This window comes from Rhodococcus sp. WS3 (genome assembly GCF_003797085.1).
Lineage (GTDB): Bacteria > Actinomycetota > Actinomycetes > Mycobacteriales > Mycobacteriaceae > Rhodococcus_F > Rhodococcus_F globerula.
In genome coordinates this window covers 2,285,179-2,308,404 of the sequence record NZ_RKMA01000001.1, presented here as the reverse complement: position 1 = coordinate 2,308,404, position 23,226 = coordinate 2,285,179, and the positions used below count along the sequence as shown (strand labels likewise).

Here is a 23,226-nt window from a genome sequence, read left to right as displayed (position 1 = left end):
TTGGATAGGTGAGCGAACCTATGGACCCCAATGACTTGATCGCCGAAGCTGCGATGGAGTTGTTGCGCGAACATGGCCCCCAGACCGCTGCTGACTGGGGAAACTTGCTGGCTGACGCCGGGCATGGAACGCCGGACGACATGACGGAGTTCGTGGAGTACGTCGAGGATCCGCTGTTGGGCTATCTGACCGGGGCCCGCTACGCCGCGCTCGACACACTGTTCGAGCACCGGATACTCACGCATCGCCTCACCGACGCCGAGATCAGCTCTGGCGTTCTCGACGCAAACCCCGATCTCATGGTCTTGCGTGTTTTTCTCGACAGCTTCGATGACACCGAGGATCGGGAGATTCGCGTCGTACATCGTGGGCTCGACGACGCCGCCCTCGCCGAACGCGGAATCGACGACCCGACGTTCCCGGCTGACGAAGGTTTTCTGCTTGCCCCCGACGCATTGTCGGAATGCGCGGCAGGCGATCTGATCGGGCTGTTTGTCGCAGATCGTGAGTTGACGCTCTGTACCGTTGCCGACGTAGTCGATCCGACACTCGGTTTTGCGGACGCCCTAGCGAACATCCTCACCGATACCGGCGCTGAAACACTCGACGCGATTGTCTGGCAGTTGATGCTCGAGGAGCCGACACTGTTCCGTCAGCCCGCCGCTCCGCTGGGGGAACTGCTCGAATCGGCCGGCTATGTTCGCGACGGCGATTACGTCGCGATCGAAGGGTTCGATTTCGAGGCGTTCCATTTGGCGAACCGCGCGCGGATGCTCGAGATTCGCGACAACCTGCACCCCGACGAGGCAGCTGCGGTTATCGCGCTGGTCGATCTGGTGTCGGCTGCGCGTCTCGAATTCCCGGAAGACACGTCGGAAATCGGCGACTGGGCGCGTGCGCAGATCACGGAGAACCCGCAGATCTATGTGGCCGTTGCCGAACCGCCGGCAGCTGCTGCGGCGCTTGAATTGTTGTCCGAACTCGACGACCACGACGAGATCCTGCACGCGGTGGCTACGGCGCTGGCTGACAAGGGGCCGCGCCGGGTAAAACCCGCCGCGTACTGGCTCGCAGGTAAGGCAGCTGATCGTCTCGGCAAGGTCATTGTGGCCGAGGCCTACTACGAGAGCGCGCTCGATCGCGATCCTGATTGGGTACCGGCGATTTTCGAGCTTGCGTTGCTCGCGGCGGATCGGAGCGACGCAACGCGGGCGCTTGCGTTGTTGGGTCGGATCGAAGGCGGAGAGTCGGAGATTCTGCACGACGTTCTCGCGCGCTATGCGCCGGCCGAACATCCCGAGCTGGGCCGTAATGACAAGTGCTGGTGTGGATCCGGACGCAAGTACAAGGTCTGCCATCTGGGTAAGTCGGAGATCACCTTCGACGACCGGGCAAATTGGTTGTACATCAAGGCGCAACTCTTCTCCCGCAGTCCCGAGTACTTCGATGTTGTCTTCGACCTCGCCGAGGTTCGCGCCCAGCATTGGGATGACGACGACGCGTTGACTCGTGCGCTCGAGGGTGGATTGGCTGTCGACACAGCACTTTTCGACAGCAACATCTTCGGAGTGTTTGTCGAGCGACGCGGTGAACTGCTGCCGGCCGACGAACTGGAACTGGCGCAGCAGTGGTTGCAGGTACCGCAGTCGGTGTACGAGGTTGCGTCGACGGTGCCGGGTACATCGCTGACGTTGCGCGATGTCCGAACCGACGTGGCGTACGACGTCGCCGACGAGTGGGGAAGCCTGAACCTCGAAGCTGGTTCGTTGGTCTGTGCGCGGGTGTTGCCCGCCGGCAGCGCTATGCGAACCTTCGGGGGAATCGAACCGATCGCTGCTGCCGACAAGGACGGACTGATTGCCTTGCTCGATTCGCCGGACACGGAGCCATGGCAGTTGGTCGAGTTTTTGAGCGCTCGGTTCGCTGCACTTCGGTAGCGCTTAACTGGTAACTTTGCCGCTTTCGGTGCTGGTATCAGAGCGGCATCATTCGAATATGAGCAAGCAGGAAGCCGTGATCAGGGCAATTGCTGATCGAGCGGCACGTCTGTGTCAAGATACCGAAGTTCGACGAGCTGCCCGCGCCGCCATTTCCGAGTACGGCCCGTTGCTCGACCGTCTCTCACAGTGATTCGGTATCTGACGGTCGACGATCTTTTAGTGCTTTGTGATGAGCTCGGCGGTCTGCAGGTTCGGGATGTCGGCTTGCTCGAATCAGCCGCGCATCGACCGAGTGCAACGGTCTTCGGTGACGAGGCTTATCCGGACATTCATGTCAAAGCAGCTGCGCTGCTGCAGTCCCTCGTCCGGAATCATGCATTGGTCGACGGAACAAGCGATTGTCGTGGGTTGCTGCTTTTGTCTTCTATTCGATCAACGGGCTACATCTCGATGCGCCCGAAGATGATGCGTACGACGTGGTTATCGACGCAGCGACTGGTGTCGCCGACATAGCGCAGATCGCGCCTCTGCTCGGCAGTTGGGCTGCGCCCGTGCGCCTTTCCGGTCGCGGCGACTAGCGGAAAGGCGCACAGGGGCTGTGCCCCTAAGGTGTGACCTGAGCGAGCATCATCTGCTCGAAGCTGTCACCGTACGGCGGCAACATGCCCCACTCGCCGCGCGGATCATGTTCTGCCGCTTCGAGAACCGTACGTGCGTGGCTGAACTCGAGGAATCCTTCGCGGCCGTGGTAGTGGCCGATTCCGGACGCGCCGACGCCGCCGAACGGTGCGTCGGAGAGACCTGGGTGCGCCATCGCGTCGTTGATCGTGACGCCACCGGAATTGGTGCGCTCGAGCACCGATTCCTTCTCGTCGAGATCGGTACCGAAGTAGTACAGAGCCAAGGGCTTCGGGCGCGAGTTGATATCGGCGACAACGGCATCCATCTCGTCGTAAGGCAAGATCACGACGGCCGGCCCGAAGATTTCTTCCTTCATGATCTCGGCATCGGCCGGAGGATCGACGACCATCCGCAGTGGGCGTCGACGCGTGTCGGCCGAAAGTTCTTCGTCGGGAACGGTAATGATGCGTGCCCCACGATCCGCGGCATCGGCGATGTATCCCTCGATGCGGGCGAGATGGCGGTCGTTGACGATGGAGACCATGTCGGTGTTGTCGGCAACGGTGGGGAAGAGGCCGGTGAACGAATTTGCGAACGCGGTGATGAAGCGTTCGATGCCTTCACGCGGAACGTAGATCAGGTCGGGGGAGACGCAGAGCTGACCGCCGTTGGTGGACTTAGCAATAGCCAGTCGGTGTGCAGCTTCGGCGAAGTCTGCGCTCTTGCCCAGGACGCTCGGCGACTTTCCGCCCAGTTCGAGGGTGACCGGCACGAGGTTCTTCGCGGCGTTTGCCATCACGAGCTTGCCGACGGACGTGCTTCCGGTGAAGACCAAGTGGTCGAAGGGCAGTGACGTGAGGTTGTCGGCGACATCGGGTCCGCCTGTGACAACGGCGATTTCGAGTGGATCGAGGGTGCGCGCCGCGGCGTCGGCCAGGACGGCAGCGGTATGCGGCACGATTTCTGAGGGCTTCAGTACGGCACGGTTACCGGCACCGAGTGCGCAGGCGAGGGGGCTCAAGAGTGTGAAGAGGGGTGCGTTCCAGGTGCCGATGATGCCGATGGAACCCTTGGGCTGGTACGCGACGTAAGCCTTGGCGCCCAGCTGATCCTGGACGGCGCCGGTGGAGCGCGGAGAGCGAACCATCCAGTCTTCGAGGGAATCTCGGACGTGCTTGAGTGAAACCATCGATCCGAGAACGTCATTCATGACCGAGTAGGCCGGGAGGCGTCCACCGAAGTCTTCGTTCATGGCTTCGGTCAGATCTTTGTGGTTCGCCACGAGCAGGTCGATCACCTGTTGAATGCGCCGGCGACGTTCCTCTGCAGTCGGCGCTCCCGCGGCGCGGGTGGCGTCGTGTTGCGCCTGCAGGATCTGCGCAAGGTCGGTGGTGATGATGGCGTCGGTGCTCATGGGCACTCCTCGTAGTGGCGAAGTATTAACTGAAAAGGTATCGACGCTTCGGTACGAGCTGCCCGTTTCGTCTCGTTGACCGGGACGGATTCGATTGGTAGAGAGGACGCATGTCGAAGACGCAGATAAACGAGAGTGCGGTAGCTACATCAGTCGAAGAGTCGACGGGCATCGGATTTCTGACGCTCGATCAGCCGCAGCGGCGCAATCCGCTCTCGGCGCAGACCATGAGCGAGGTGACAGCGGGACTTCGGGAACTCTCCGCCGATCCGCGAGTCCGCATCGTTGTCGTGCGGGCCGAGGGGCCCGTGTTTTCGGCCGGCCACGATCTGACGGAGATGATCGGCCGCACCCTCGATGACGAGCGCGCGATATTCGACGGCTGCACCGAGATGATGGAAACGGTCCAGCAGATCGCCCAGCCGGTGATCGCTGCCGTGCAGGGACCGGCAATCGCGGCAGGATGCCAGTTGGCGGCGTCCTGCGACCTTGTCGTGGCGGCGTCGAATGCTGTCTTCGGTACTCCCGGAGTGAAGATCGGGTTGTTCTGCTCCACACCGATGGTGGCCCTGAGCAGGGCAGTTGGCCGCAAACGGTCGATGCAGATGCTGCTGACGGGCCAAACCATCGATGCTGAGACGGCGGCTGATTGGGGGCTGGTGAACTTCGTGGTCGACCCGGCTGACCTCGACCGGGAAGTGCGCGACTTGGCTGCGAAGATCACGACCGCCAGCCCCCTGACGGTTCGGATCGGTAAGCAGGCGTTCTATCAGCAGATCGATCTGCCCCAGGCGCAGGCGTACGAGGCAATGGCGGAAACGATGGCAACAAACGCCGTGACCTGCGACGCTCAGGAAGGTATGCAGGCGTTTGTGGAGAAGCGGGCGCCGGAGTGGCAGAACAAATGAACTACACCCTTTCGGATTAGTTGGACGTCCGATAATCTATCGTTCATGAGCCTGGACCCGCGTACCAACACCATCGACGGAGTGCTTCGGCGCTCGGCAGCCAAGTACCCCGATCGGGTGGCCATTGTTTTCGAAGATCGCTCGCGCACCTATCGAGAACTCGACGAGGCGGTAACGCGGGTCGCGGCGCACCTCGTCGACCTCGGCTTGGAGCACGGCGATCGTGTGGCCGCGTACGGAACCAACTCCGACGCATATGTCATCGGGTTCCTCGCGAGTTGTCGGGCAGGATTGGTCCATGTTCCGGTGAATTACGCGCTCAAGGGTGATGAACTGCGCTACCTGGTTGCGCAGTCCGGCGCTCGGGCCGTTCTGGTGGATCCGGCATTGCTGCCGACGTTGGACTCCGTGCGCGGCGATCTCGATATCGACCACGTTGTGCCGCTGCGGGACGACACGAATTCAGTGGTCGCCATCAGCACGTCGGGTGAGGTCCCGGACTTCGAACCGCGAGCCTCGTCGACCGATCTCGCGCAGTTGCTCTACACGTCGGGAACGACGTCGAAGCCCAAGGGCGCGATGATGACTCACGCCGCTCTGGTCCACGAGTACGTGTCGTCGGTGATCGCGCTCGGGCTCGACAAGGCAGATAACCCCTTGATCTGCATGCCCATGTACCACTCTGCGGGAATGCACGTGTTCATGCTTCCGTACCTGTCTGTCGGCGCGACGGTCAACGTGATGGCGGCACCGGACATCCCGGAGATTCTGCGCCGCATCGAAGCCGACAAGATCGGCTCACTTTTCCTCGCTCCCACCGTCTGGGTGCCGCTGGCCAATCATCCCGATCTCGAGACCCGGGATCTGTCGTCGCTGAAGAAAGCGCAGTACGGTGCGTCGATCATGCCGGTCACCGTGCTGAACCGTCTGCGCGAGCGCTACCCCGACATCGGTTTCTACAACTGCTTCGGACAATCCGAAATCGGCCCGCTGGCAGCAGTTCTGCAGCCGGACGAGCACGCGGATCGGCCGTCGTCGTGCGGTCGGGCAGTGTTCTTCGTGGAAACCCGTGTTGTCGACGCCGAGGGTAACGATGTTGCGGACGGTGTCTCTGGTGAGGTTCTCTACCGTTCACCGCAACTCTGCAATGGCTACTGGGAAAACCCGGAAGCAACCGCAGAAGCCTTCCGCGACGGCTGGTTCCATTCCGGCGACCTCGTCGTGCGTGACAGTGAAGGGTTCATCACCGTCGTCGACCGCATCAAAGACGTCATCAACACGGGCGGGATTCTCGTCGCATCCCGTGAAGTCGAAGACGCCATCTACACGCATCCCGGTGTTGCCGAAGTTGCCGTCATCGGAACACCTGACGAGAAGTGGATCGAAGCGATCACCGCAATCGTTGTTCTCAAGGACGGTCAAGACGCCATGACGCCGGAGGCGTTGATCGCCTACGTGAAGGAAAAGATCGCTCCCTTCAAGGTGCCCAAGCACATTCGATTTGTGGAGGAACTTCCCCGGAATCAAAGTGGGAAGCTGTTGAAGCGGGAACTGCGCACGGTCTAGTAGACCTGCTTGCCGCCGATGATGGTTGCGAGTACTGACGGCAGCTGCGAGCGGGAGATCAGAACCAGATCGCCCGCTGCGCCGACTTCTACCCGGCGCGGTGGGCCGCCTGGATCCCCAGGACGGCCGAGATAGGCGTCCAGTGCGGTGTTGTAGTCGATTGTCTCCGCATCGCCCAGAACAGTGCCCGCGGGTGTCAACCGCGCCTGTGACGCTGCGATAACTGCCCACGGGTCGAGTGGTCCGTACGGTGCGTCGCTCGAAAACGCCACCGGAACAGATGCATCCAGCAAGGATCGGCAACGGTACAAATCCTGGTGGTCGATGGCAGCAACATGTTCGAGGTAGTCGTCACCGCGATCGGCAATGAACCCCGGCTGGGTTACGACAGACAAACCGAGGCGGTTGATCTCGGAAATGGATTCGATCGGAATCAATGCGCCGTGTTCGATCCGGTCACCAGGGATCGTGCCGATTTCGCCGAGTACGGAGAGCAAGATCAGCAGAGCTTCGCGGCTGACACTGTGTGCTGCAATCGCTCGCCCGATGGAGTGTGCGGACTCGATAACGGCGGCAAGCTGTTCGAGATCGGGAAGTCCGGAATCGGCAAGCACGATCTTGTACGGGCCGACGGTTGGTTCCGTCGACGGCAGTGAGACACCCAGTGGCACGCCGAGGAGATGAACCCGTTGGGGTAGTTCGCGCGAAGACATTGCTGCGCAAATGGTTTCGATGCTCTCCGGAGCGAGGTCCGGCGTTGCATCAGTTACCGCAGTGACGCCGAGTCTCGACAGTTCGGTCGCCACATCGCGTAACGGCGGTGGGGCATTTCCCGGAATCTGCGCTCGGAGCCAGGAATCTGCGCGCCACACTCGGCCGGTTGGTTTTCCGGCTGCATCGCGTTCGATACCGGGATGGTCAGCCTGTTCCAATCCGGCTGCAACGACGCCCGCTGTGTTGAGCACCCACATTGCGCCACTGCGATGTTGGATACGAACAGGTCGTGATGCGTGAAGATGATCGAGGGCATCGCGATCGAGATCGCCCGCTACCGATTCGAAGTATCCGACACCTCGCACCCAGCCGTCGGAACCTGGTGAAACCTGTAGTGCGGCAGCTAGTTCTCCGGAATTTCGGACGGCCGGCGGGCCACATTCCACGGAACTGCGTCGGGCAGCCAGCGCATGTAGGTGGATGTGGTGATCACACAGGCCGGGAATGATCTGATTGCCGTCGGCGTCGAGGACGTCCTCGCCGTGGCGAGTCAGTCCGCGGCCGATCTCCGTGATCACGCCGCCCGTGATGCGAATGTCGAGGCTGTGACGGCCACCGACAGAACAATTGGTGATCAGCAGATGGTTCACGGGGCGACGATTCCGAGGCCGCGGAGAACGGCGTGTGTGTCAGAGCCGGAGGTGGACGCACTGCCGACGTACTGGCGTTTCTCCGGAATAGCCACAATGCACGATGGGGGCAACGGAGCATCGGTTCCCTGGGTGAGCGTCGACGCGACGAGGTCGGCCATCGAGAGGTCCCAGAGGTATCCTGCGCCGGTGGGCGTCTCCGACATGGCGAGGGCGGCTGCCATGAGTCCGCTCAGGGGATCGGCTATCGCGTCGCCGACAAATACGGGCGCACCTGAATTATCTTGTGCAACAAGACCACTTGATGCTGCGATGTCGTCACCGAATCCGATGCGAGCGGAGTTTCTTCCTGCCGCAGTGATGGAGATCCAGGTGGTGCCGGATGCGGCCGCAGCTTCTGCGTCGAGCCCGAAGCCCGCGAGTGCGCGTGGCCGCGACGCCTCGATAACGATGTCTGCGCGTTCCACGAGCTGCGCCAGCGCCGACCTGTCGGGAGAGGCACTCGGATCGAGGACGACGGACTCGTGCCCGGCATGCAGTAGTTCGTAGAACTCGCTGTTACCGCGACGTGCTCCGTCCGGCCTGGTCGGGGTCTCCACCTTGACGACCCGCGCGCCCGCGGCTCCAAGTAGGTGTGAGCACAGAGGACCCGCCCACAGTGCACTGAAGTCGACAACAAGCAGATCCTTGACCGATCGCCGGGTAGTGGGCGCGGGAACTGACGCAGTTGGGCGTGCGACCGGGGCAGCCGCCAACCCGAGTAGGGCTGCGCGCTCGGCCAACTCGGCTCCGGGGTGTTCGGCTAACCAGGCACTGACCGCCGGCCAGGGATCATCATCGATCTCCGCGGAGATCAGTGCACCGAGCAGAATCGGGTCGTCCGGTCGGGCACAGGACACGGCTGCCCAGCCGTCCTGTGTAGGGAGGAGGCGGCAACTGCCTCCGAGAGAGATTGAACCGCTGCGGGTGAATCCGGTGAATGCCGCGCGTTCGGAAAGAAAGCGGGCTCCGTCTTCGTTGCCGTTGATGAATTCACCGAGGTGCCGTGCCAGGGTGGCGGCGTTTCCCGGGGGAATTCTGGGAGATTCGTCGGGGGAGCCGGTGAGTGGCACTATCCCGCTGCCGAGCCAGTCGAGGACGCGGCGGTCCTCGTCCGCGTCGTCGGGCCAGGCAAACATTCTCCGATGTTACACTCCGAAAAGTATTACCGGAAAAGGTATCCCGCGTGCAGAACTGCCGTCGGGTGCAGGAAGCCGAGCAATGATTCGGCGCTCGAGAAGGATGAAGATGGTCAACCAGATGCACGCGCTGTCGCCGCAGGACATTCTCGACGGCAGGATCGATCTTCCACTTCTTGCAGACGGTGGCGCACTTGATAATCCAGTGGTCGTGGTCGACCTGGACGAGGAGTTCTCAGAGGACGATGCCCGTGCGGTGTCGGCAAAAGTTCTCGGATCCGACCGTGTTGTTCTCGGGCGGTACACGGGCCGTACACCGGATGCCGCAACAAGAACACTGGCGCGGTCGCTCGACTCGACGGTGTCGACGGTATTGACCGAGAACGTCCGAGAGTTTGTGGGTGTCGAAGATCCGGACGCTGAACTGGCGTCTGTCTTCGATCGCTTCCAAGAAAATCCTTATGCGTCAGTTGTTGCCTCGCAGGTTCTGCGCTTGGGTGAAAATCTGTCCATCCCTGCAGCGCTTGACGTGGAATCTCTGGCCTACTCGACGCTGTTGGGCACTCCGGACTTCAAGCGGTGGCTCACTGGTCGAGGACCGCGGCCGCTGCCGCCCCCAGCTCCGCAGGAACCGGTGCTGATCGAGCGTCGAGACGGGTTGTTGCACATCACGCTCAACCGCCCGGAACGTCGGAACGCTTACGGGGCGCAGGTGCGTGACGGGCTGGTCGCAGCATTACAGGTCGCCGTGATGGATCCCGGTATCGAGAAGGTTCTGCTCGACGGCGCTGGGCCGTCGTTCTCCGCGGGAGGTGATCTGGACGAGTTCGGCACCACTCCGGATTTGGCTATCGCGCATTTGATTCGAACCCGATCGGGAGCTGCGCGGCTGATGGCCCGGCTGTCCGATCGAATCGAGGTACAGGTTCACGGAAGTTGCGTGGGAGCGGGCATCGAGGTGCCGGCCTTTGCCGCCGATGTGTGTGCGCACCCGGATACGGTGTTCCGCCTGCCTGAGATCTCGATGGGCTTGATTCCGGGAGCGGGTGGCACTGTGTCCATCCCGCGCCGGATCGGGCGTTGGCGCTCCTACCACCTGTTTCTCTCCGGTGCTGCGATCAATACGGAGCGTGCGCTCGACTGGGGCCTGATCGATTCGATAGCGCCGATATAGGCATCGCCTTACCTTCGGTTCGTTTTCAAGTCTTTGACTCATAATGCTCGACCGGATTGACTTCGGAAGACGCATTAACGTGGAACGAGCAAGGTGAGTGGTGGGTATGCAGGTCGACGCGGACGACTTCGCCGATATCTTGGCGACGGCAAGGGAATTCATCCGGAAGGAAGTTGTCCCTCGTGAGCAGGAGATAGCCGATACCGATGCAATTCCGGAGGACATCCGGAAGAAGGCCGCCGATATCGGACTGTTCGGTTACGCCATTCCCCAGGAATGGGGTGGTCTGGGCCTCGACCTCACGCAAGACGTCGAACTCGCGATGGAGTTCGGGTACACGTCGCTTGCTCTGCGCTCGATGTTCGGCACCAACAACGGCATCGCCGGACAGGTACTCGTCGGCTTCGGCACCGATGAGCAGAAGGCGGAATGGCTCGAACGCATCGCGTCGGGTGAGGTAGTCGCGTCCTTCGCACTGACCGAACCGGGCGCGGGATCCAACCCCGCCGGCCTGCGGACCAAGGCAGTCCGCGCCGGGAGCGACTGGGTGATCAACGGCAACAAGCGGTTCATCACCAATGCCCCGACAGCGCAACTGTTTGTCGTGTTCGCACGCACGCGTCCGGCCGACTCCGACGGTCCCGGTATCGCTGTCTTCCTGGTCCCGGCCGATACCGAAGGTGTCACGGTGGGGCCGAAGGACAAGAAGATGGGTCAGGAAGGTGCCTGGACCTCCGAGGTCAGCTTCGACAACGTGCGCGTCCCTGCATCGGCCCTGGTCGGGGGCGACGAAGACACCGGATATCGCGCTGCCATGACTTCCTTGGCACGCGGACGCGTTCATATTGCCGCATTGTCGGTGGGAGCAGCCCAGCGCGCCCTCGACGAATCTGTCGCCTTTGCCACTGTCACGGAACAGGGTGGGACTGTGATCGGTGACTTCCAATTGGTCCAAGCGATGCTCGCAGATCAACAAGTAGGTGTGATGGCCGGTCGGGCAATGGTCCGTGAGGTTGCGGCGCGCTACGTCAGCGGCGAGGACCGTCGACTCGGACCGTCTGCGGCAAAGCTCTACTGCACCGAGATGGTCGGAAACGTAGCTGACCTCGCTGTCCAGATCCACGGTGGCAGCGGGTACATGCGGGGCGTTCCTGTCGAACGGATCTATCGGGAAGTGCGGTTGCTGCGCTTGTACGAGGGAACCAGTGAAATTCAGCGGTTGATACTCGGCGGCGGTCTTGTGTCGCAAGCGAAGAAGCAAGCTAAGTAATACAGCACGTACTTTCTTCAACTGACGAATGGAGTGGACATGGGACTGTTGGACGGCAAGGTGACAGTAGTGACCGGCGGCGCACAGGGTATCGGGTTCGAAATTGCCCGAACCTTTATCAAAGAAGGCGCCACCGTGGTGATCGGCGATATCAACGAGACTGTCGGCGTCGCTGCCGCAGCTGAGCTCGGTGGCGACTCCGTGGCGCGGTTCATTTCGTGCGACGTTCGCCATTCCGACCAGGTCGAGGCAATGCTCGATCTAGCTGAAAGCGCTTTCGGCCCAGTCGATGTCATGGTCAACAATGCCGGCATGACACGTGACGCGACAATGCGGAACATGACGGAGCAGGACTTCGACGACGTGATTGCCGTCCACCTCAAGGGTGCCTGGAACGGAACTCGCGCAGCCGCGGCCCGCATGCGCGAGCGTGAGACGGGATCGATCGTGAACATCTCGTCGATCTCCGGCAAGGTCGGCATGTTGGGCCAGACCAACTACTCGGCCGCCAAAGCCGGAATCGTCGGTCTCACGAAGGCTGCTGCCAAAGAGGTTGCGTTCAAGAATGTTCGGGTCAATGCCGTCCAGCCCGGACTGATTCGCACAGCGATGACCGAAGCGATGCCGGAGCGCGTCTGGAACAGCAAGCTGGCCGAAATTCCGATGGGTCGTGCCGCGGAACCGTCCGAGGTTGCGTCCGTGGTGGTGTTCCTCGCGAGTGATATGTCGAGCTACCTGACCGGTACCGTCCTGGAAATTACGGGCGGGCGCCACATCTGAGGCGCGTGCTTCAATTCAGGAATGGACTCTGACATGGGACAGTCGCATTCGGATCTCCCACTCGACGGGATTACCGTGGTGGCGTTGGAACAGGCCGTTGCGGCGCCGCTCGCCAGTCGGCATCTCGCGGACATGGGTGCTCGCGTGATCAAGATCGAGCGGGTGGGTGAGGGCGACTTCGCTCGTCACTACGACGACGCGGTGCGCGGTCAGGGCTCGCACTTCGTGTGGCTCAATCGTTCCAAGGAATCGATTGCCGTCGACGTCAAGTCGGAGTCCGGCCGTCGAGTCGTGCTCGATCTCATCGCGGAAGCCGACGTCTTCTTGCAGAACCTCGCCCCGGATGCTGCAGATCGACTGGGCTTCGGTGCGGACACGCTCCGAGCAGAGTTCCCTCGGCTCATCGTGATCAACATGTCGGGATACGGCAGCGCCGGACCACGTCGTGAGCGCAAGGCGTACGACATGTTGGTGCAGGCCGAGACCGGAATGATCTCGGTGACCGGAACACCCGAGACGGCTACAAAAACGGGTGTTCCGGTTTCCGACATCGCAGCCGGGATGTACGCGCTGACATCGATACTGGGTGCCTTGTTCCGTCGGGAGAGAACTGGCAAAGGCGCAACGGTCGACGTGTCGATGTTCGACGCGACCGTCGAGTGGCTCGGCCACCCGATGTACATGAAAATGTATGCGGACAAGCAGATTCCGCGAGTCGGGCTCGGGCATGCGGCCATCGTTCCTTACGATTCGTTCCCGACGGCGGACGGTGAGATCCTCATCGGAGTCCAGAACGAGCGCGGATGGCGGACGCTCATGGTCGACGTCTTCGGGCGGGAAGATCTGGTGGATCATCCGCGATATGCCACCAATATCGTCCGGGTCGAGAATCGAGCCGAGGTGGATGAGATGGTCGGATCACTCACGCGGCTGTATTCGACCGCAGAGCTGGATAAGCGTCTGGCCGCAGCGGGTGTGCCCGCAGCAGCGTTGAACGACATGGGCGGATTGCTGAAACACCCTCAGCTGGACGAGCGTTCGCGGTGGCGATCAGTGGGAACGGAAGTTGGGCCCATCGACGCTGTGCTACCCCCGATGACCTTCTCCGACGTGGAAATGAAGATGGGTGATGTGCCCTCCCTTGGTCAGCACACCGAGTCGATTCTGACGGAGTTGGGGCGCACGGCCGATCAGATCGCCGACCTTCACCGAGACGGATCGATCGGATAGCGCCCCAACGTCTTATCGTCGTAGGTTTTCGAAGACCGCGGCGATGCCCTGGCCGCCGCCGATGCACATGGATTCGATTCCGTAGCGGCCCTGGCGACGGTCGAGTTCACGCAGCAGGTTCGCGAGGATTCGTCCGCCGGTAGCGCCGACGGGGTGGCCCAGCGAGATGCCGGAACCGTTGACGTTGAACCGTTCGAGGAGATCCGTCTCGCTCAGACCCCAGGCGCGGGCGCACGCGAGGACCTGAGCGGCGAATGCCTCGTTGACTTCGATCAAATCGATGTCGGAGAGTTGTAGATCGACCCGTGAGAGCGCTTTTGCCACCGCAGAAACGGGGCCGATGCCCATGCGGTTCGGTTCGACGCCGGTGACGCCCCAGCTGACCAGCTTCGCGAAGGGGCGCAATCCAAGTCGTTCGGCATTGGCGGGCGTGGTGACGATGGCCGCCGCGCCGCCGTCGTTCTGCCCGCAGGCATTTCCGGCGGTAACGGTCGCGTCCGGGTCGACGCGGCTACGCAGCGGGCGCAGTGCGGCGAGGTCGGACAGTTGCACATCTCGACGCGGATGCTCGTCCTGGGTAACAACTTTTGCGTCGCCGCGGCGGGATGGGACGGTGACAGGAATGATCTCCTCGTCGAAGTATCCCTTGTCCTGTGCGTTCACGGCACGCTCGTGCGAGCGAAGCGCGTAACGGTCCTGTTCGTCGCGCGAGATCGCATATTCGCGTCGCAGGTTTTCGGCCGTTTCGATCATGCCGCCTTCTACCGGGAAATTGACGCCTCCCGAGTTGGTGCGGGGTTTGGCCAGGCGGTCGTGGAACTCGACCGACGGTTTCTTCGTACCCCAACGAATGTCGTTGGAATAGAATTCGACCCCGCTCATGCTTTCGGCACCGCCGGCGATCACCAGATCACTCATGCCGGTCTGAATCTGCATGGCCGCGTAGATGATTGCCTGCAGACCGGATCCGCAACGGCGGTCGAGTTGAATGCCGGGAACCGAGATATCCAGTCCGGCGTCGAGTGCTGCGATGCGCCCGATGGCAGCGGCCTCGCCGTTTGCGTAACCCTGACCGAAGACGACGTCGTCGATATCGGCGGACTGGAGTCCGGTCCGCTCGATCAGTCCCCGCATCACGGTGGCCGCAAGCGTGGTTACCGGAACGTCTTTGAAGACCCCGCCGAAACCGCCTACTGGCGTACGAACGGGTTCACAGATGACTGCGTCATACATGGAATGCGCCTGTCGGGAGAGTGTGGACGGGGAAGGTGCGTTTAGAGAAATGCGAACGCGTGCCCTCGAATATTCAGCATGCGCGCCGTGGTTGTCAACAGCGGTAGAAGTGCTGCTCGGACATAGTTTTTCCCTAACCATTCGTATGGTTGTCGAACTTTGACACCCCTGCGTTTCGGGGATTGAATGGTCGGAGGATCTCCCTCGAAGAACAGGTGGAACAGTGACGCGTTTGGCGCAGACTGCGGGATTGACCGAGACGCAGAACGACATCATCGGTGCCGTGCGGGAATTCGTCGATCGTGTGGTGATTCCCGCCGCGCAAGAACTCGAGCACACCGACACGTATCCCACGGACATCGTCAAGCAGATGAAAGACATGGGTCTGTTCGGTCTGACGATCGACGAGGAGTTCGGTGGCATCGGAGAATCCCTCCTGACGTACGCGCTGTGCGTCGAGGAATTGGCTCGCGGCTGGATGAGCGTGTCCGGTGTCATCAACACCCATTTCATAGTGGCACACATGATTTCGGCGCACGGGACACCGGAGCAGAAGGCGAACTACCTGCCGCGGCTGGCTACCGGGGAGCTCACCGGTGCTTTCTCGATGTCGGAGCCGGCACTGGGTTCCGACGTTGCCGCCATCTCGACCAAGGCGAAACGCACCGAATCCGGCGACTACGTGGTGAACGGGCAGAAGATGTGGCTGACGAACGGTGGTTCGTCCACTCTGGTGGCTGTGCTCGTGAAGACGGACGAAGGCGCGGAGAAGGCGCACAACAATCTGACGACGTTCCTGATCGAGAAGCCTGCGGGGTTCGGTGAAGTTCTTCCCGGCCTGACCATCCCCGGCAAGATCGAGAAGATGGGCTACAAGGGAATCGACACGACCGAGATGGTCTTCGACGGTTTCGAGATCAGCGCGGACGCGGTTCTCGGTGGCAAGCCCGGCGTCGGGTTCCGGCACATGATGGATGGTGTCGAGGTCGGCCGGGTGAATGTGGCGGCGCGTGCGTGCGGTATCGCGCAGCGTGCTTTCGAACTTGCGGTGACGTATGCAAAGCAGCGTGAGACATTCGGTAAGCCGATTGCCGAGCATCAGGCCATCGCGTTCCGTATCGCGGAGATGGGTACCAAAGTCGAAGCGGCCCATCTGATGATGGTGAATGCGGCTCGGCTCAAGGACTCGGGCGAACGAAACGACGTTGCTGCCGGTATGGCGAAGTACCTGGCCAGTGAGTTCTGTGCCGAAGTCACTCAGGACAGTTTCCGTATTCACGGCGGTTACGGGTACTCCAAGGAGTACGAGATCGAGCGCTTGATGCGTGAGGCGCCCTTCCTGCTGATCGGTGAGGGCACCAGCGATATCCAGAAGCAGATCATCAGCAAGGGACTGTTGCGCTCGTATAACTGAACCGCGTTTTGGTGTCCGTCGTAAAGTCGACGGGTGGACCTACGTCAGATCGAGTATTTTCTCGCCGTTGCAGGCGGGGAGTCCTTGGCGAGCGCAGCGCAGCCCATGTCGTTGGCGACGGCGGCGCAGTCCATGTCGGTGACCAAGCCGTCGTTGTCGCAAGGTATTCGCGGTCTCGAACGTGAACTGGGCGTCGAACTCTTCCACCGCGTCGGTCGGGGTCTTGTCTTGACGTCGGCCGGACGCGCACTGATCGGGCCCGCTCGGCAAATGATGCGAAGTAGCGCAGCTGCGTCCACTGCTGCGATCGGGGTTGATATCGAACCAAAGGGCCGCCTGGACATCTGCTCTGCCGCTCAGGGACTGGAGGGGCCGGTGGCGCGGATCGTGGCCGATTTCCGTCGACGCTGCCCGGGAATCACGGTGCGTGTCAGCGAGCTCCCACGCGGCGATACCGCCGAACAGGTATTGGCTGACGGGGTGTGCGAGCTGGTTTTCAGTTATTGGCCACCGGAGATGTCTGAACTGTCGACACACGTCATCGGAGTGAACGACTACTGGCTTGCTCTTCCCCCGCAGGCGCCGCTCTCGGTCTGGCCACGTGGAATTAAACCTACTGTGGGAGAGCCTGTCTCGTTGACCGCGCTTCCTGATCTTCCCGTGGTCGGGGTGCTGAAGCACTCACAGGCCCGGATCGTCATCGAGTCTTCTTTGCATGCTGCTGGTGCCAGAACGCGGATGTCGACGGAACTTGCGCAGCGGGAAACCGTCGGGGAATTTGTCCTCGCCGGTTTGGGTATGGCGTTCATGGAACGTTCGCTTGCCGAGCGTGCAGCTGCGTCGGGGGCCGAGATTTTCCCGTTGAATCCAGTGATCTCGCTGACCTACGGCATCGAGTTCGATCCGGAGAGATTGTCGCCGTTGGGAAAGTTGTTTGTCGAAGGACTCTGAGCGGTAGGGAGATTCGAAACCAGCGCCGCCGCAGCCGGTGACAACGGACCGTCACGAAAGACGATGCGTGTCCGTCGGATGACTGGTGGGTCCAGCGATCGAACGCTCGCCGCGGGGGAGTCCTGCTCGGCGATGGAACGGGGTAGCAGTGCGGCGCCGACACCGTGGCCGACCATCTCACGAACGGCCAGGCGATCGGGGACCTCGGCGACGACGTTGACGAGGCCCCAGTCGCCTCCGATCGGGTAGCTGCGACGGCTTGTCCGTGTTTCGACGATCATGGGCAGGGCCCCGATCGACGTGCGGGGCACCGGATCGGGAAGGTCGGCTGCAAGTGCCGGTGGGATCGACAGAACCATCTCCTGAGCGCTGGTCTCGATCTCGAGAAGGCCGTCCGACGGTCCGTCCGCGAGATCGCGTTCGAGAAAACCGAGTTCGCACCTGCCCGACCGGACCAAGGCCAGCACCTCGTGGGCGCTGGGCGCCGCGGTTGTGGAGAAGGTGATACCCGGAGCGGTGCGGTGAAGCTGACCAGCCAGATCGGCGACCGAGTCGAGCGCAAGGTCGGATTGAACAGCGATGGTGAGTTCACCCGATTGCAGTGCGATTACCGCAGCGACTGCGGCCTCGGCCTTGGCGACGTCACGCAGTAGTGTCCGAGCAGCGTCGGCGACGGCTGCTCCGGCAGCGGTGGGGATCAAGCCTCGTGCAGTGCGCTCGAACAGTGTGGAACCGAGAGTCCGTTCGAGATTGCGCACCGCCTGTGACAGCGACGGCTGGGAGATGTGCAGTGCGTTCGCGGCGGCGGTGACACCGCCGTGATCGACAACGGCAACGAGGTACTGCGCGCTGCGAATGTCCATCCCGGGTGCCTGCATCTGACGAATTCTCCCAGATGATGCCGTCTCGACTGTGATGACATCCTTCGACCTGCCGATATAGGTCTGAGCTATGGCTCGGTGCGCCTACTCGTCTTTGTGGCGCGGGCCATAGCGATGGTCGACTGTTCCAGTACCGCCGAATCTCAGGAGCATGATGTGAGCGAGCTTCACCTGCCCAACCGGATACGTCACTCGGCGTTGGCGCGACCATCCGACCCCGCGATCACGTGCGGCGACCGGGCATTGACGTGTGCCGATCTCGATGCCGAGACCAATGCGTTGGCGAGTGCACTTGTGGGGGTTTCCAATGGCGGTGCTCGTGTCGGAGCACTACTGCGAATGGGCCTCGAAGGCGCGGAAACTTTCATCGCGTGTGCAAAGGCGGGCGCGGTCTTCATTCCGTTGAACTGGCGGCTCAGTCCGCGGGAGCTCGTGGACGTCGCCGAGGACGCAGAACTCGACGTCTTGATCGTCGACGACGAGTTCGCAGTAGGGGCCGCCGCGATCTCCGCAGTGTTGCCGGAGGTGACGGTTGTTACCGTGGGAGATGAAGGGGGCGTGACAGATTCGCGAACCTGCGCAGAGTTCGTGGCGTCCGGGACGGGTATCGACCCCGGACTGGGGCACGATCCGGACACCGCGGTTCTGCAGCTGTACACTTCCGGGACCACCGGCCGCCCCAAAGGCGTCGTGGCCACACACCGGAATTTGTACAACGAACCCGTGGGGTTCGAGGTGTACGAATTCGGTTCGAATGCAGTGGCTCTGGACGCACTTCCCCTCTTTCACATCGCTGGTGCCGGCTGGATGAGTACGTGTCTGTCGGCCGGGGTGCCGATGGTTCTGCTCGGCGACATGGCGCCGGCCCGGGTGGCTGAAGCCATTGCAACACACCATGTCACCCACGCATTTCTGGTACCGGCGGTAATTCAGACACTGGTCGATCTGCCCACTCTCGAGGGTTTCGATCTGTCCAGCTTGGAGGTGGTTGCGTATGGGGCGTCGCCGATCACGCCGGCGCTCCTCGCTCACGCTATGAATGTCCTGAACTGCAAGTTTGTTCAGCGCTACGGGATGACCGAAACAACGGGGTCTGTGTCCGTACTTCGTGCCTACGACCATCACGTCAGTGGGCCTCGCTCCGGGTTACTGCGGTCCGCGGGAAAGCCGATGATCGGCGTGGAGATCTCCATTCGCGACGTCATGACGGGCGAGGAGTTGCCGCCCAACGAATCCGGAGAAATTGTCGCGCGCAGCAGAAACAACACACGCGGATACTGGCGACGTGAACGCGAAAGCGCCGAATTGTTCACGCACGACGGCTTTCTTCGAACGGGCGACGCCGGGCACCTGGACGACGAGGGCTACCTGTTTGTCACCGACCGTCTCAAGGACATGATCATCACCGGCGGCGAGAACGTCTATCCGATCGAGGTGGAATCGATTCTGGCCGAGCATCCTTCGGTTGCCGAAGTAGCAGTTGTCGGGGTTCCCGACAAGCGCTGGGGTGAATCCGTCACCGCGGTGATCAAACTGGTCGACGGTGCAGACGTGCCAAGCGTCGACGAGCTGATCGCCTTCAGCGCAGCGAGGTTGGCGTCGTACAAGAAGCCCAGACAGATCCATTTCGTGGACTCCCTACCTCGCAATGCGAGCGGGAAACTGCTCAAGTCGAGCCTGCGAACCACGCTGAGTGCGAGCGGAGAAGCATCGTGATCGTGACCGAAGACGTCGGCGTCGCACAACGCGAGGCCTGGGCGAAGAACATTCTTCCGCCGGTGGAACAGGTACGGGACGGTTTGTGGTCGATTCCGGTTCCTATGCCGGACAACCCTTTACGTTACGTGCTTGTCTACGCACTCGCGCTCGACGACGGGCTTGCACTCATCGACGTCGGTTGGGATCACGAACAGTCGTGGCAGGCTCTCGTGGACGGCATCGCGTCGATCGGTTGCCACGTTTCCGAAGTGCGGTATGCGGCAATCACACACCTGCATCCCGATCACTTCGGTCTGGCGCCGCGTCTTCGGCAAGTCAGCGGCGCAACACTGGCAATGCATGTGGCTGATGCGACGCTACTCGGATACCACGGTCCCGAGCAGACACGCGAGGACATCACCGGCTGGAATGTGCAACTGTCCGAACTCGGAGCGCCGACTGCAGTACTCGACGCGTCTCGGGTCGATCTGGTGCGGTTCGGCGAGCATGAATCAATCGACGTTGTTCTGGGCGATGGCGATCCACTCGATCTACCGGGATGGAATCTCCGCGCGCAATGGACGCCGGGGCACACACCCGGACACCTCTGCTTCGTGGAAGAGGACAGGGGCTTGTTGTTCAGCGGTGATCACATGCTGCCGCGGATCAGTCCGAACATCTCCACGGTTCCCGGTGAACTCGAGAATCCGCTGCATCGCTACCTGCTCTCACTCGAGGCAACAACAGCCTTGGGTGAATGCGAGGTGCTGCCCGCACACGAGTATCGATTCCGCGGGATCGCCGATCGCGCACGTCAGTTGATGGGACATCACGAGGCGAGGCTGTCGGAAATCGTTGCGGCCGTTGCGGCCGATCCCGAATCGACGGCCTGGGAACTGTCGCGCACGATCTCCTGGTCTCGCCCGTTCGATCAGATGTCGCCGCGACTACTTCGCCTGGCAGTCCGCGAAACCCACGCTCATCTGGTGGTGTTGGCCAAGCGCGAGATGGTGACCGCGTCCGGCCGTTCGCCCGTGCGATGGAGTCTTCGATCGCTGTGACCATTCAAAAATTCTCATCACGGAAGTAGGAACCGAACATGAGCGTTGTGCTCACCGACTTCGCCGACGGCATCGCCGTCATCACACTCAATCGACCCGAGGCCAAGAATGCGGTCAACCTCGAACTTGCACAAGCCTTGGCTGCGGCGATCGACGAGTTCGAGGCGAGGTCAGATCTTACTATCGGCATTCTGACCGGATCTGGTGGAACCTTCTGCGCCGGTATGGATCTCAAGGGATTCGCGCGCGGAGAACGGCCGTCACTCCCCGGTCGTGGATTTGCCGGATTGACCGAGGCCCCGCCGTCGAAGCCGCTGATCGCAGCGGTCGAGGGTTGGGCGCTGGCAGGCGGCTGTGAACTGGCCTTGGCGGCCGACCTGATCGTGGCGTCTACCGATGCGAAATTCGGCTTGCCCGAAGTGAAGCGGGGGCTTGCCGCTGCCGCCGGCGGTCTTCTGCGTCTGCCCAAGATCCTGCCGTATCAGCTGGCCATGGAGATCGCAATCACCGGTGACCCGCTCAGCGCCACGTTGGCGCATCATCACGGGCTGGTCAATCGGCTCGCCGAACCTGGACAAGCACTGGCGGTCGCACGTGAACTTGCGGCGCGGGTGGCGGCAAACGGTCCATTGGCAGTTCGAGCAACCAAGCAGGTCCTCGCGATGTCCGCGAAGTACACCGACCCGGATGCTTTTGTCGCGCAGCGCGAATTCATCGATCCGGTCTTTGCTTCCCGTGATGCCAAGGAAGGCGCCACGGCATTTGCCGAGAAGCGTTCTCCCGTGTGGAGTGGCTCGTGAGTGCCGAAACCATCGAGCGTGCGGCCGTCAGTGTCGAGCGCATCGGCGCTGTTGCCACGATCGTGCTCGACCGACCACACCGTCGCAACGCCCTGGACCTTGAGGCCTGGATCGCTCTGCGCGAGGCACTGCACGAACTTCAGGAGGACGCGCAGATTCGCTCCGTGATCCTGACCGGCGCGGGCGGCACCTTCTGTGCGGGCTCCGATCTCGACAAGCGAGGCTCGTCGCACCCGCTCGATCGCATGCGAGTCATCAATGCAACCGCGATCGCACTGGGTGAGTTTTCCAAGCCCCTGGTGGCGAAGGTCGAAGGGTTTGCGGTCGGAGCCGGATGGAACATGGCATTGCTCTGCGACTTCGTGGTGGCGGCACAGGGTACGAAGTTCAGTCAGATCTTTGCCAAACGGGGGTTGTCCGTCGACTTCGGCGGGTCGTGGATCCTGCCGAGACTGGTCGGCGTCCAGCAAGCCAAACGTTTGGTGATGCTCGCCGAGACGATCGACGCACGGGAAGCCTACGAACTCGGATTGGTGACCTATCTGGTCGAACCGGCCGAACTCGACGAACGCACGGCCGAACTTGCGCAGCGGTTGGCTGACGGTCCGCCTGCCGCATTGAGTCAGTCTGCTGCCATGCTCGAGCAGCACACCTCGCTGACCTTACGAGAGGCGTTGGACAACGAGGCGAGGGCACAGGCCGTCAATTTCGCGACGGACGCTACCGACGCAGTTCGAGCCTTCGTGGAAAAGCGCGAACCGGTCTTCACCGGAGAGTGGGCGGTATCAGGGGCACCTAGAGTGGAATGAGGGATGCATCGCTGGTCGTATGATGGGTGAGTGGATCTGCACTTTGTTACCTACTTCGTCGCTGTTGTCGACCACGGTGGGATAACGAAGGCGGCTCAGTCTCTCTACATTTCGCAACCTTCGCTTTCTCAGGCGATTCGTACGCTTGAACGCCGATTGGGTGCCACTTTGTTCGACCGGACGGGAAGACGTCTGGTCCTCACCGATGCTGGCCGCACATTCGATCTCGCGGCCAGGCGAATCCTTGCCGACGTCGAGCGCGCGAAGGCCAAGGTGACCGCCGTCCGTGAACTCGAGTTCGGTCGTGTCGACGTCGTGTCGTACTCGGCATTCTCGATAGATCCGATGGTCGAGTTGGTTCGGCGATTCCGGGTCAACTTTCCGAAGATTGTCGTGCGGGTTCTCGATACCTTCGGGCCGGCCGGAGTGGATACTGCCCTGAGGCGTGGATCCGCCGAGGTCGGAGTCACCGATCTGAGTATCGGATACGAAGGTCTGGTCACCGCACCGATAACGACCCAGGAGATGGTGCTCGCCACACATGTGTCGTTGTCCGACAGGCTTGTGAAACCGTTGGTCGATCCGGTTCGGCGCGACGTCCTCCATGCTCTGCCACTGGTGGTAGATCTCGGAGATCAATCGAACCAATTCCGTTCTCTGCTCAGTGCCGGTGCAGAGAACGTCGTGGTGGATTGTGTGCATCCCGTGACCACCTGGGAACTCGTACGTCGGGGCATCGGAGCCACGGTTGTGCCGAGAAAGGTTGCGCAGCAACAGATGAAGGATGTGCTCGCGTTCTCGTTCGATCCGCCGCTGGCCCGAGACGTCGGTCTTGTCTATCGCGCCGGTGAGCAGTCACCCGCGGCCGCCGCTTTCATCGCAACAGCAGCCGAAATGGCCACCGCTTCTGCAGGATCCACGGCGAAGGAGTGAA

20 protein-coding genes and 1 pseudogene are annotated in these 23,226 nt (G+C 61.7%); 16 read left to right on the top strand and 5 right to left on the bottom strand.

The window, feature by feature from the left end:
- Positions 1-8 precede the first annotated feature (8 nt).
- The 3 genes and pseudogenes from EEB13_RS10445 (at position 9) to EEB13_RS10440 (ending at position 2,518) form a co-directional block, all read left to right on the top strand.
- On the top strand, positions 9-1,937 hold the full coding sequence (locus EEB13_RS10445) for an SEC-C domain-containing protein (RefSeq protein ID WP_261984491.1): 1,929 nt from the start codon (positions 9-11) through the stop codon (positions 1,935-1,937).
- Positions 1,938-1,995: 58 nt separating this feature from the next.
- Complete coding sequence (locus tag EEB13_RS32000; protein ID WP_255285234.1) at positions 1,996-2,130, top strand: hypothetical protein; 135 nt, start codon at positions 1,996-1,998, stop codon at positions 2,128-2,130.
- Positions 2,127-2,518 (top strand): annotated as a pseudogene (locus EEB13_RS10440) (type II toxin-antitoxin system death-on-curing family toxin). The gene EEB13_RS32000 and the pseudogene EEB13_RS10440 overlap by 4 nt, the downstream one beginning before the upstream one ends.
- Positions 2,519-2,544: 26 nt before the next feature.
- Here EEB13_RS10440 and EEB13_RS10435 read toward each other — a convergent pair.
- Positions 2,545-3,975, bottom strand: coding sequence for an aldehyde dehydrogenase family protein (locus tag EEB13_RS10435; protein WP_045065038.1), 1,431 nt, complete (start codon positions 3,973-3,975; stop codon positions 2,545-2,547).
- 110 nt (positions 3,976-4,085) lie between these two features.
- Between EEB13_RS10435 and EEB13_RS10430 the strand changes: the two genes are divergently transcribed.
- Both EEB13_RS10430 and EEB13_RS10425 read left to right on the top strand, forming a co-directional pair.
- Positions 4,086-4,883 (top strand): enoyl-CoA hydratase, encoded by a 798-nt coding sequence (locus EEB13_RS10430; protein WP_045065036.1) that lies wholly within the window; start codon positions 4,086-4,088, stop codon positions 4,881-4,883.
- 45 nt (positions 4,884-4,928) lie between these two features.
- Positions 4,929-6,449 (top strand): acyl-CoA synthetase, encoded by a 1,521-nt coding sequence (locus tag EEB13_RS10425; protein ID WP_045065034.1) that lies wholly within the window; start codon positions 4,929-4,931, stop codon positions 6,447-6,449.
- Here EEB13_RS10425 and EEB13_RS10420 read toward each other — a convergent pair.
- Complete coding sequence (locus EEB13_RS10420; RefSeq protein WP_045065033.1) at positions 6,446-7,813, bottom strand: amidohydrolase family protein; 1,368 nt, start codon at positions 7,811-7,813, stop codon at positions 6,446-6,448. The two genes, EEB13_RS10425 and EEB13_RS10420, sit on opposite strands and share 4 nt — an antisense overlap.
- Positions 7,810-8,991, bottom strand: a complete 1,182-nt coding sequence (locus tag EEB13_RS10415) for a CoA transferase (RefSeq protein WP_141485178.1) — start codon at positions 8,989-8,991, stop codon at positions 7,810-7,812. The genes EEB13_RS10420 and EEB13_RS10415 overlap by 4 nt, the downstream gene beginning before the upstream one ends.
- 109 nt (positions 8,992-9,100) lie before the next feature.
- On the opposite strand from EEB13_RS10415, the gene EEB13_RS10410 reads away from it, so the two are divergent.
- The 4 genes from EEB13_RS10410 to EEB13_RS10395 all read left to right on the top strand — a co-directional run bounded on the left by EEB13_RS10410 (position 9,101) and on the right by EEB13_RS10395 (position 13,445).
- Entirely contained in the window at positions 9,101-10,165 is a 1,065-nt protein-coding gene (locus tag EEB13_RS10410) for an enoyl-CoA hydratase/isomerase family protein (RefSeq protein WP_141485177.1), read from the top strand.
- A gap of 106 nt (positions 10,166-10,271) precedes the next feature.
- Positions 10,272-11,435, top strand: coding sequence for an acyl-CoA dehydrogenase family protein (locus EEB13_RS10405; protein WP_045066720.1), 1,164 nt, complete (start codon positions 10,272-10,274; stop codon positions 11,433-11,435).
- 39 nt (positions 11,436-11,474) lie between these two features.
- Positions 11,475-12,215 carry a 3-oxoacyl-ACP reductase FabG gene (gene fabG / locus EEB13_RS10400; protein WP_033233311.1) on the top strand — a complete coding sequence of 247 codons (741 nt, stop codon included), beginning with the start codon at positions 11,475-11,477 and terminating at the stop codon, positions 12,213-12,215.
- Between the two features lie 33 nt (positions 12,216-12,248).
- Complete coding sequence (locus EEB13_RS10395) at positions 12,249-13,445, top strand: CaiB/BaiF CoA transferase family protein (RefSeq protein ID WP_141485176.1); 1,197 nt, start codon at positions 12,249-12,251, stop codon at positions 13,443-13,445.
- Positions 13,446-13,457: 12 nt separating this feature from the next.
- Here EEB13_RS10395 and EEB13_RS10390 read toward each other — a convergent pair whose 3' ends face one another.
- Complete coding sequence (locus EEB13_RS10390; protein ID WP_141485175.1) at positions 13,458-14,678, bottom strand: acetyl-CoA C-acetyltransferase; 1,221 nt, start codon at positions 14,676-14,678, stop codon at positions 13,458-13,460.
- Between the two features lie 223 nt (positions 14,679-14,901).
- Between EEB13_RS10390 and EEB13_RS10385 the strand changes: the two genes are divergently transcribed.
- Together EEB13_RS10385 and EEB13_RS10380 are read left to right on the top strand one after the other, a co-directional pair.
- Positions 14,902-16,092 (top strand): acyl-CoA dehydrogenase family protein, encoded by a 1,191-nt coding sequence (locus tag EEB13_RS10385; protein ID WP_141485174.1) that lies wholly within the window; start codon positions 14,902-14,904, stop codon positions 16,090-16,092.
- A 33-nt stretch (positions 16,093-16,125) separates the two neighbouring features.
- Positions 16,126-17,043 (top strand): LysR family transcriptional regulator, encoded by a 918-nt coding sequence (locus EEB13_RS10380; RefSeq protein WP_141485173.1) that lies wholly within the window; start codon positions 16,126-16,128, stop codon positions 17,041-17,043.
- Here EEB13_RS10380 and EEB13_RS10375 read toward each other — a convergent pair.
- Entirely contained in the window at positions 16,977-17,921 is a 945-nt protein-coding gene (locus tag EEB13_RS10375; protein ID WP_141485172.1) for a LysR family transcriptional regulator, read from the bottom strand. The genes EEB13_RS10380 and EEB13_RS10375 overlap by 67 nt on opposite strands.
- Positions 17,922-18,080: 159 nt before the next feature.
- Between EEB13_RS10375 and EEB13_RS10370 the strand changes: the two genes are divergently transcribed.
- The 5 genes from EEB13_RS10370 to EEB13_RS10350 are packed head-to-tail and all read left to right on the top strand — an operon-like array spanning position 18,081 to position 23,225.
- A complete protein-coding gene (locus EEB13_RS10370) occupies positions 18,081-19,640 on the top strand; it encodes an AMP-binding protein (RefSeq protein ID WP_141485171.1) in 1,560 nt (519 codons plus the stop codon).
- Entirely contained in the window at positions 19,637-20,683 is a 1,047-nt protein-coding gene (locus tag EEB13_RS10365) for an MBL fold metallo-hydrolase (RefSeq protein ID WP_141485170.1), read from the top strand. The genes EEB13_RS10370 and EEB13_RS10365 overlap by 4 nt, the downstream gene beginning before the upstream one ends.
- 38 nt (positions 20,684-20,721) lie before the next feature.
- A complete protein-coding gene (locus EEB13_RS10360; RefSeq protein WP_033233296.1) occupies positions 20,722-21,483 on the top strand; it encodes a crotonase/enoyl-CoA hydratase family protein in 762 nt (253 codons plus the stop codon).
- The gene (locus EEB13_RS10355) at positions 21,480-22,292 is read left to right on the top strand and encodes an enoyl-CoA hydratase/isomerase family protein (RefSeq protein WP_141485169.1); all 813 of its coding nucleotides are present in this window, start codon (positions 21,480-21,482) and stop codon (positions 22,290-22,292) included. Before EEB13_RS10360 ends, EEB13_RS10355 begins: the two co-directional genes overlap by 4 nt.
- Positions 22,293-22,322: 30 nt before the next feature.
- Positions 22,323-23,225, top strand: coding sequence for a LysR family transcriptional regulator (locus EEB13_RS10350; protein ID WP_141485168.1), 903 nt, complete (start codon positions 22,323-22,325; stop codon positions 23,223-23,225).
- The last annotated feature ends 1 nt before the right edge of the window (position 23,226 follow it).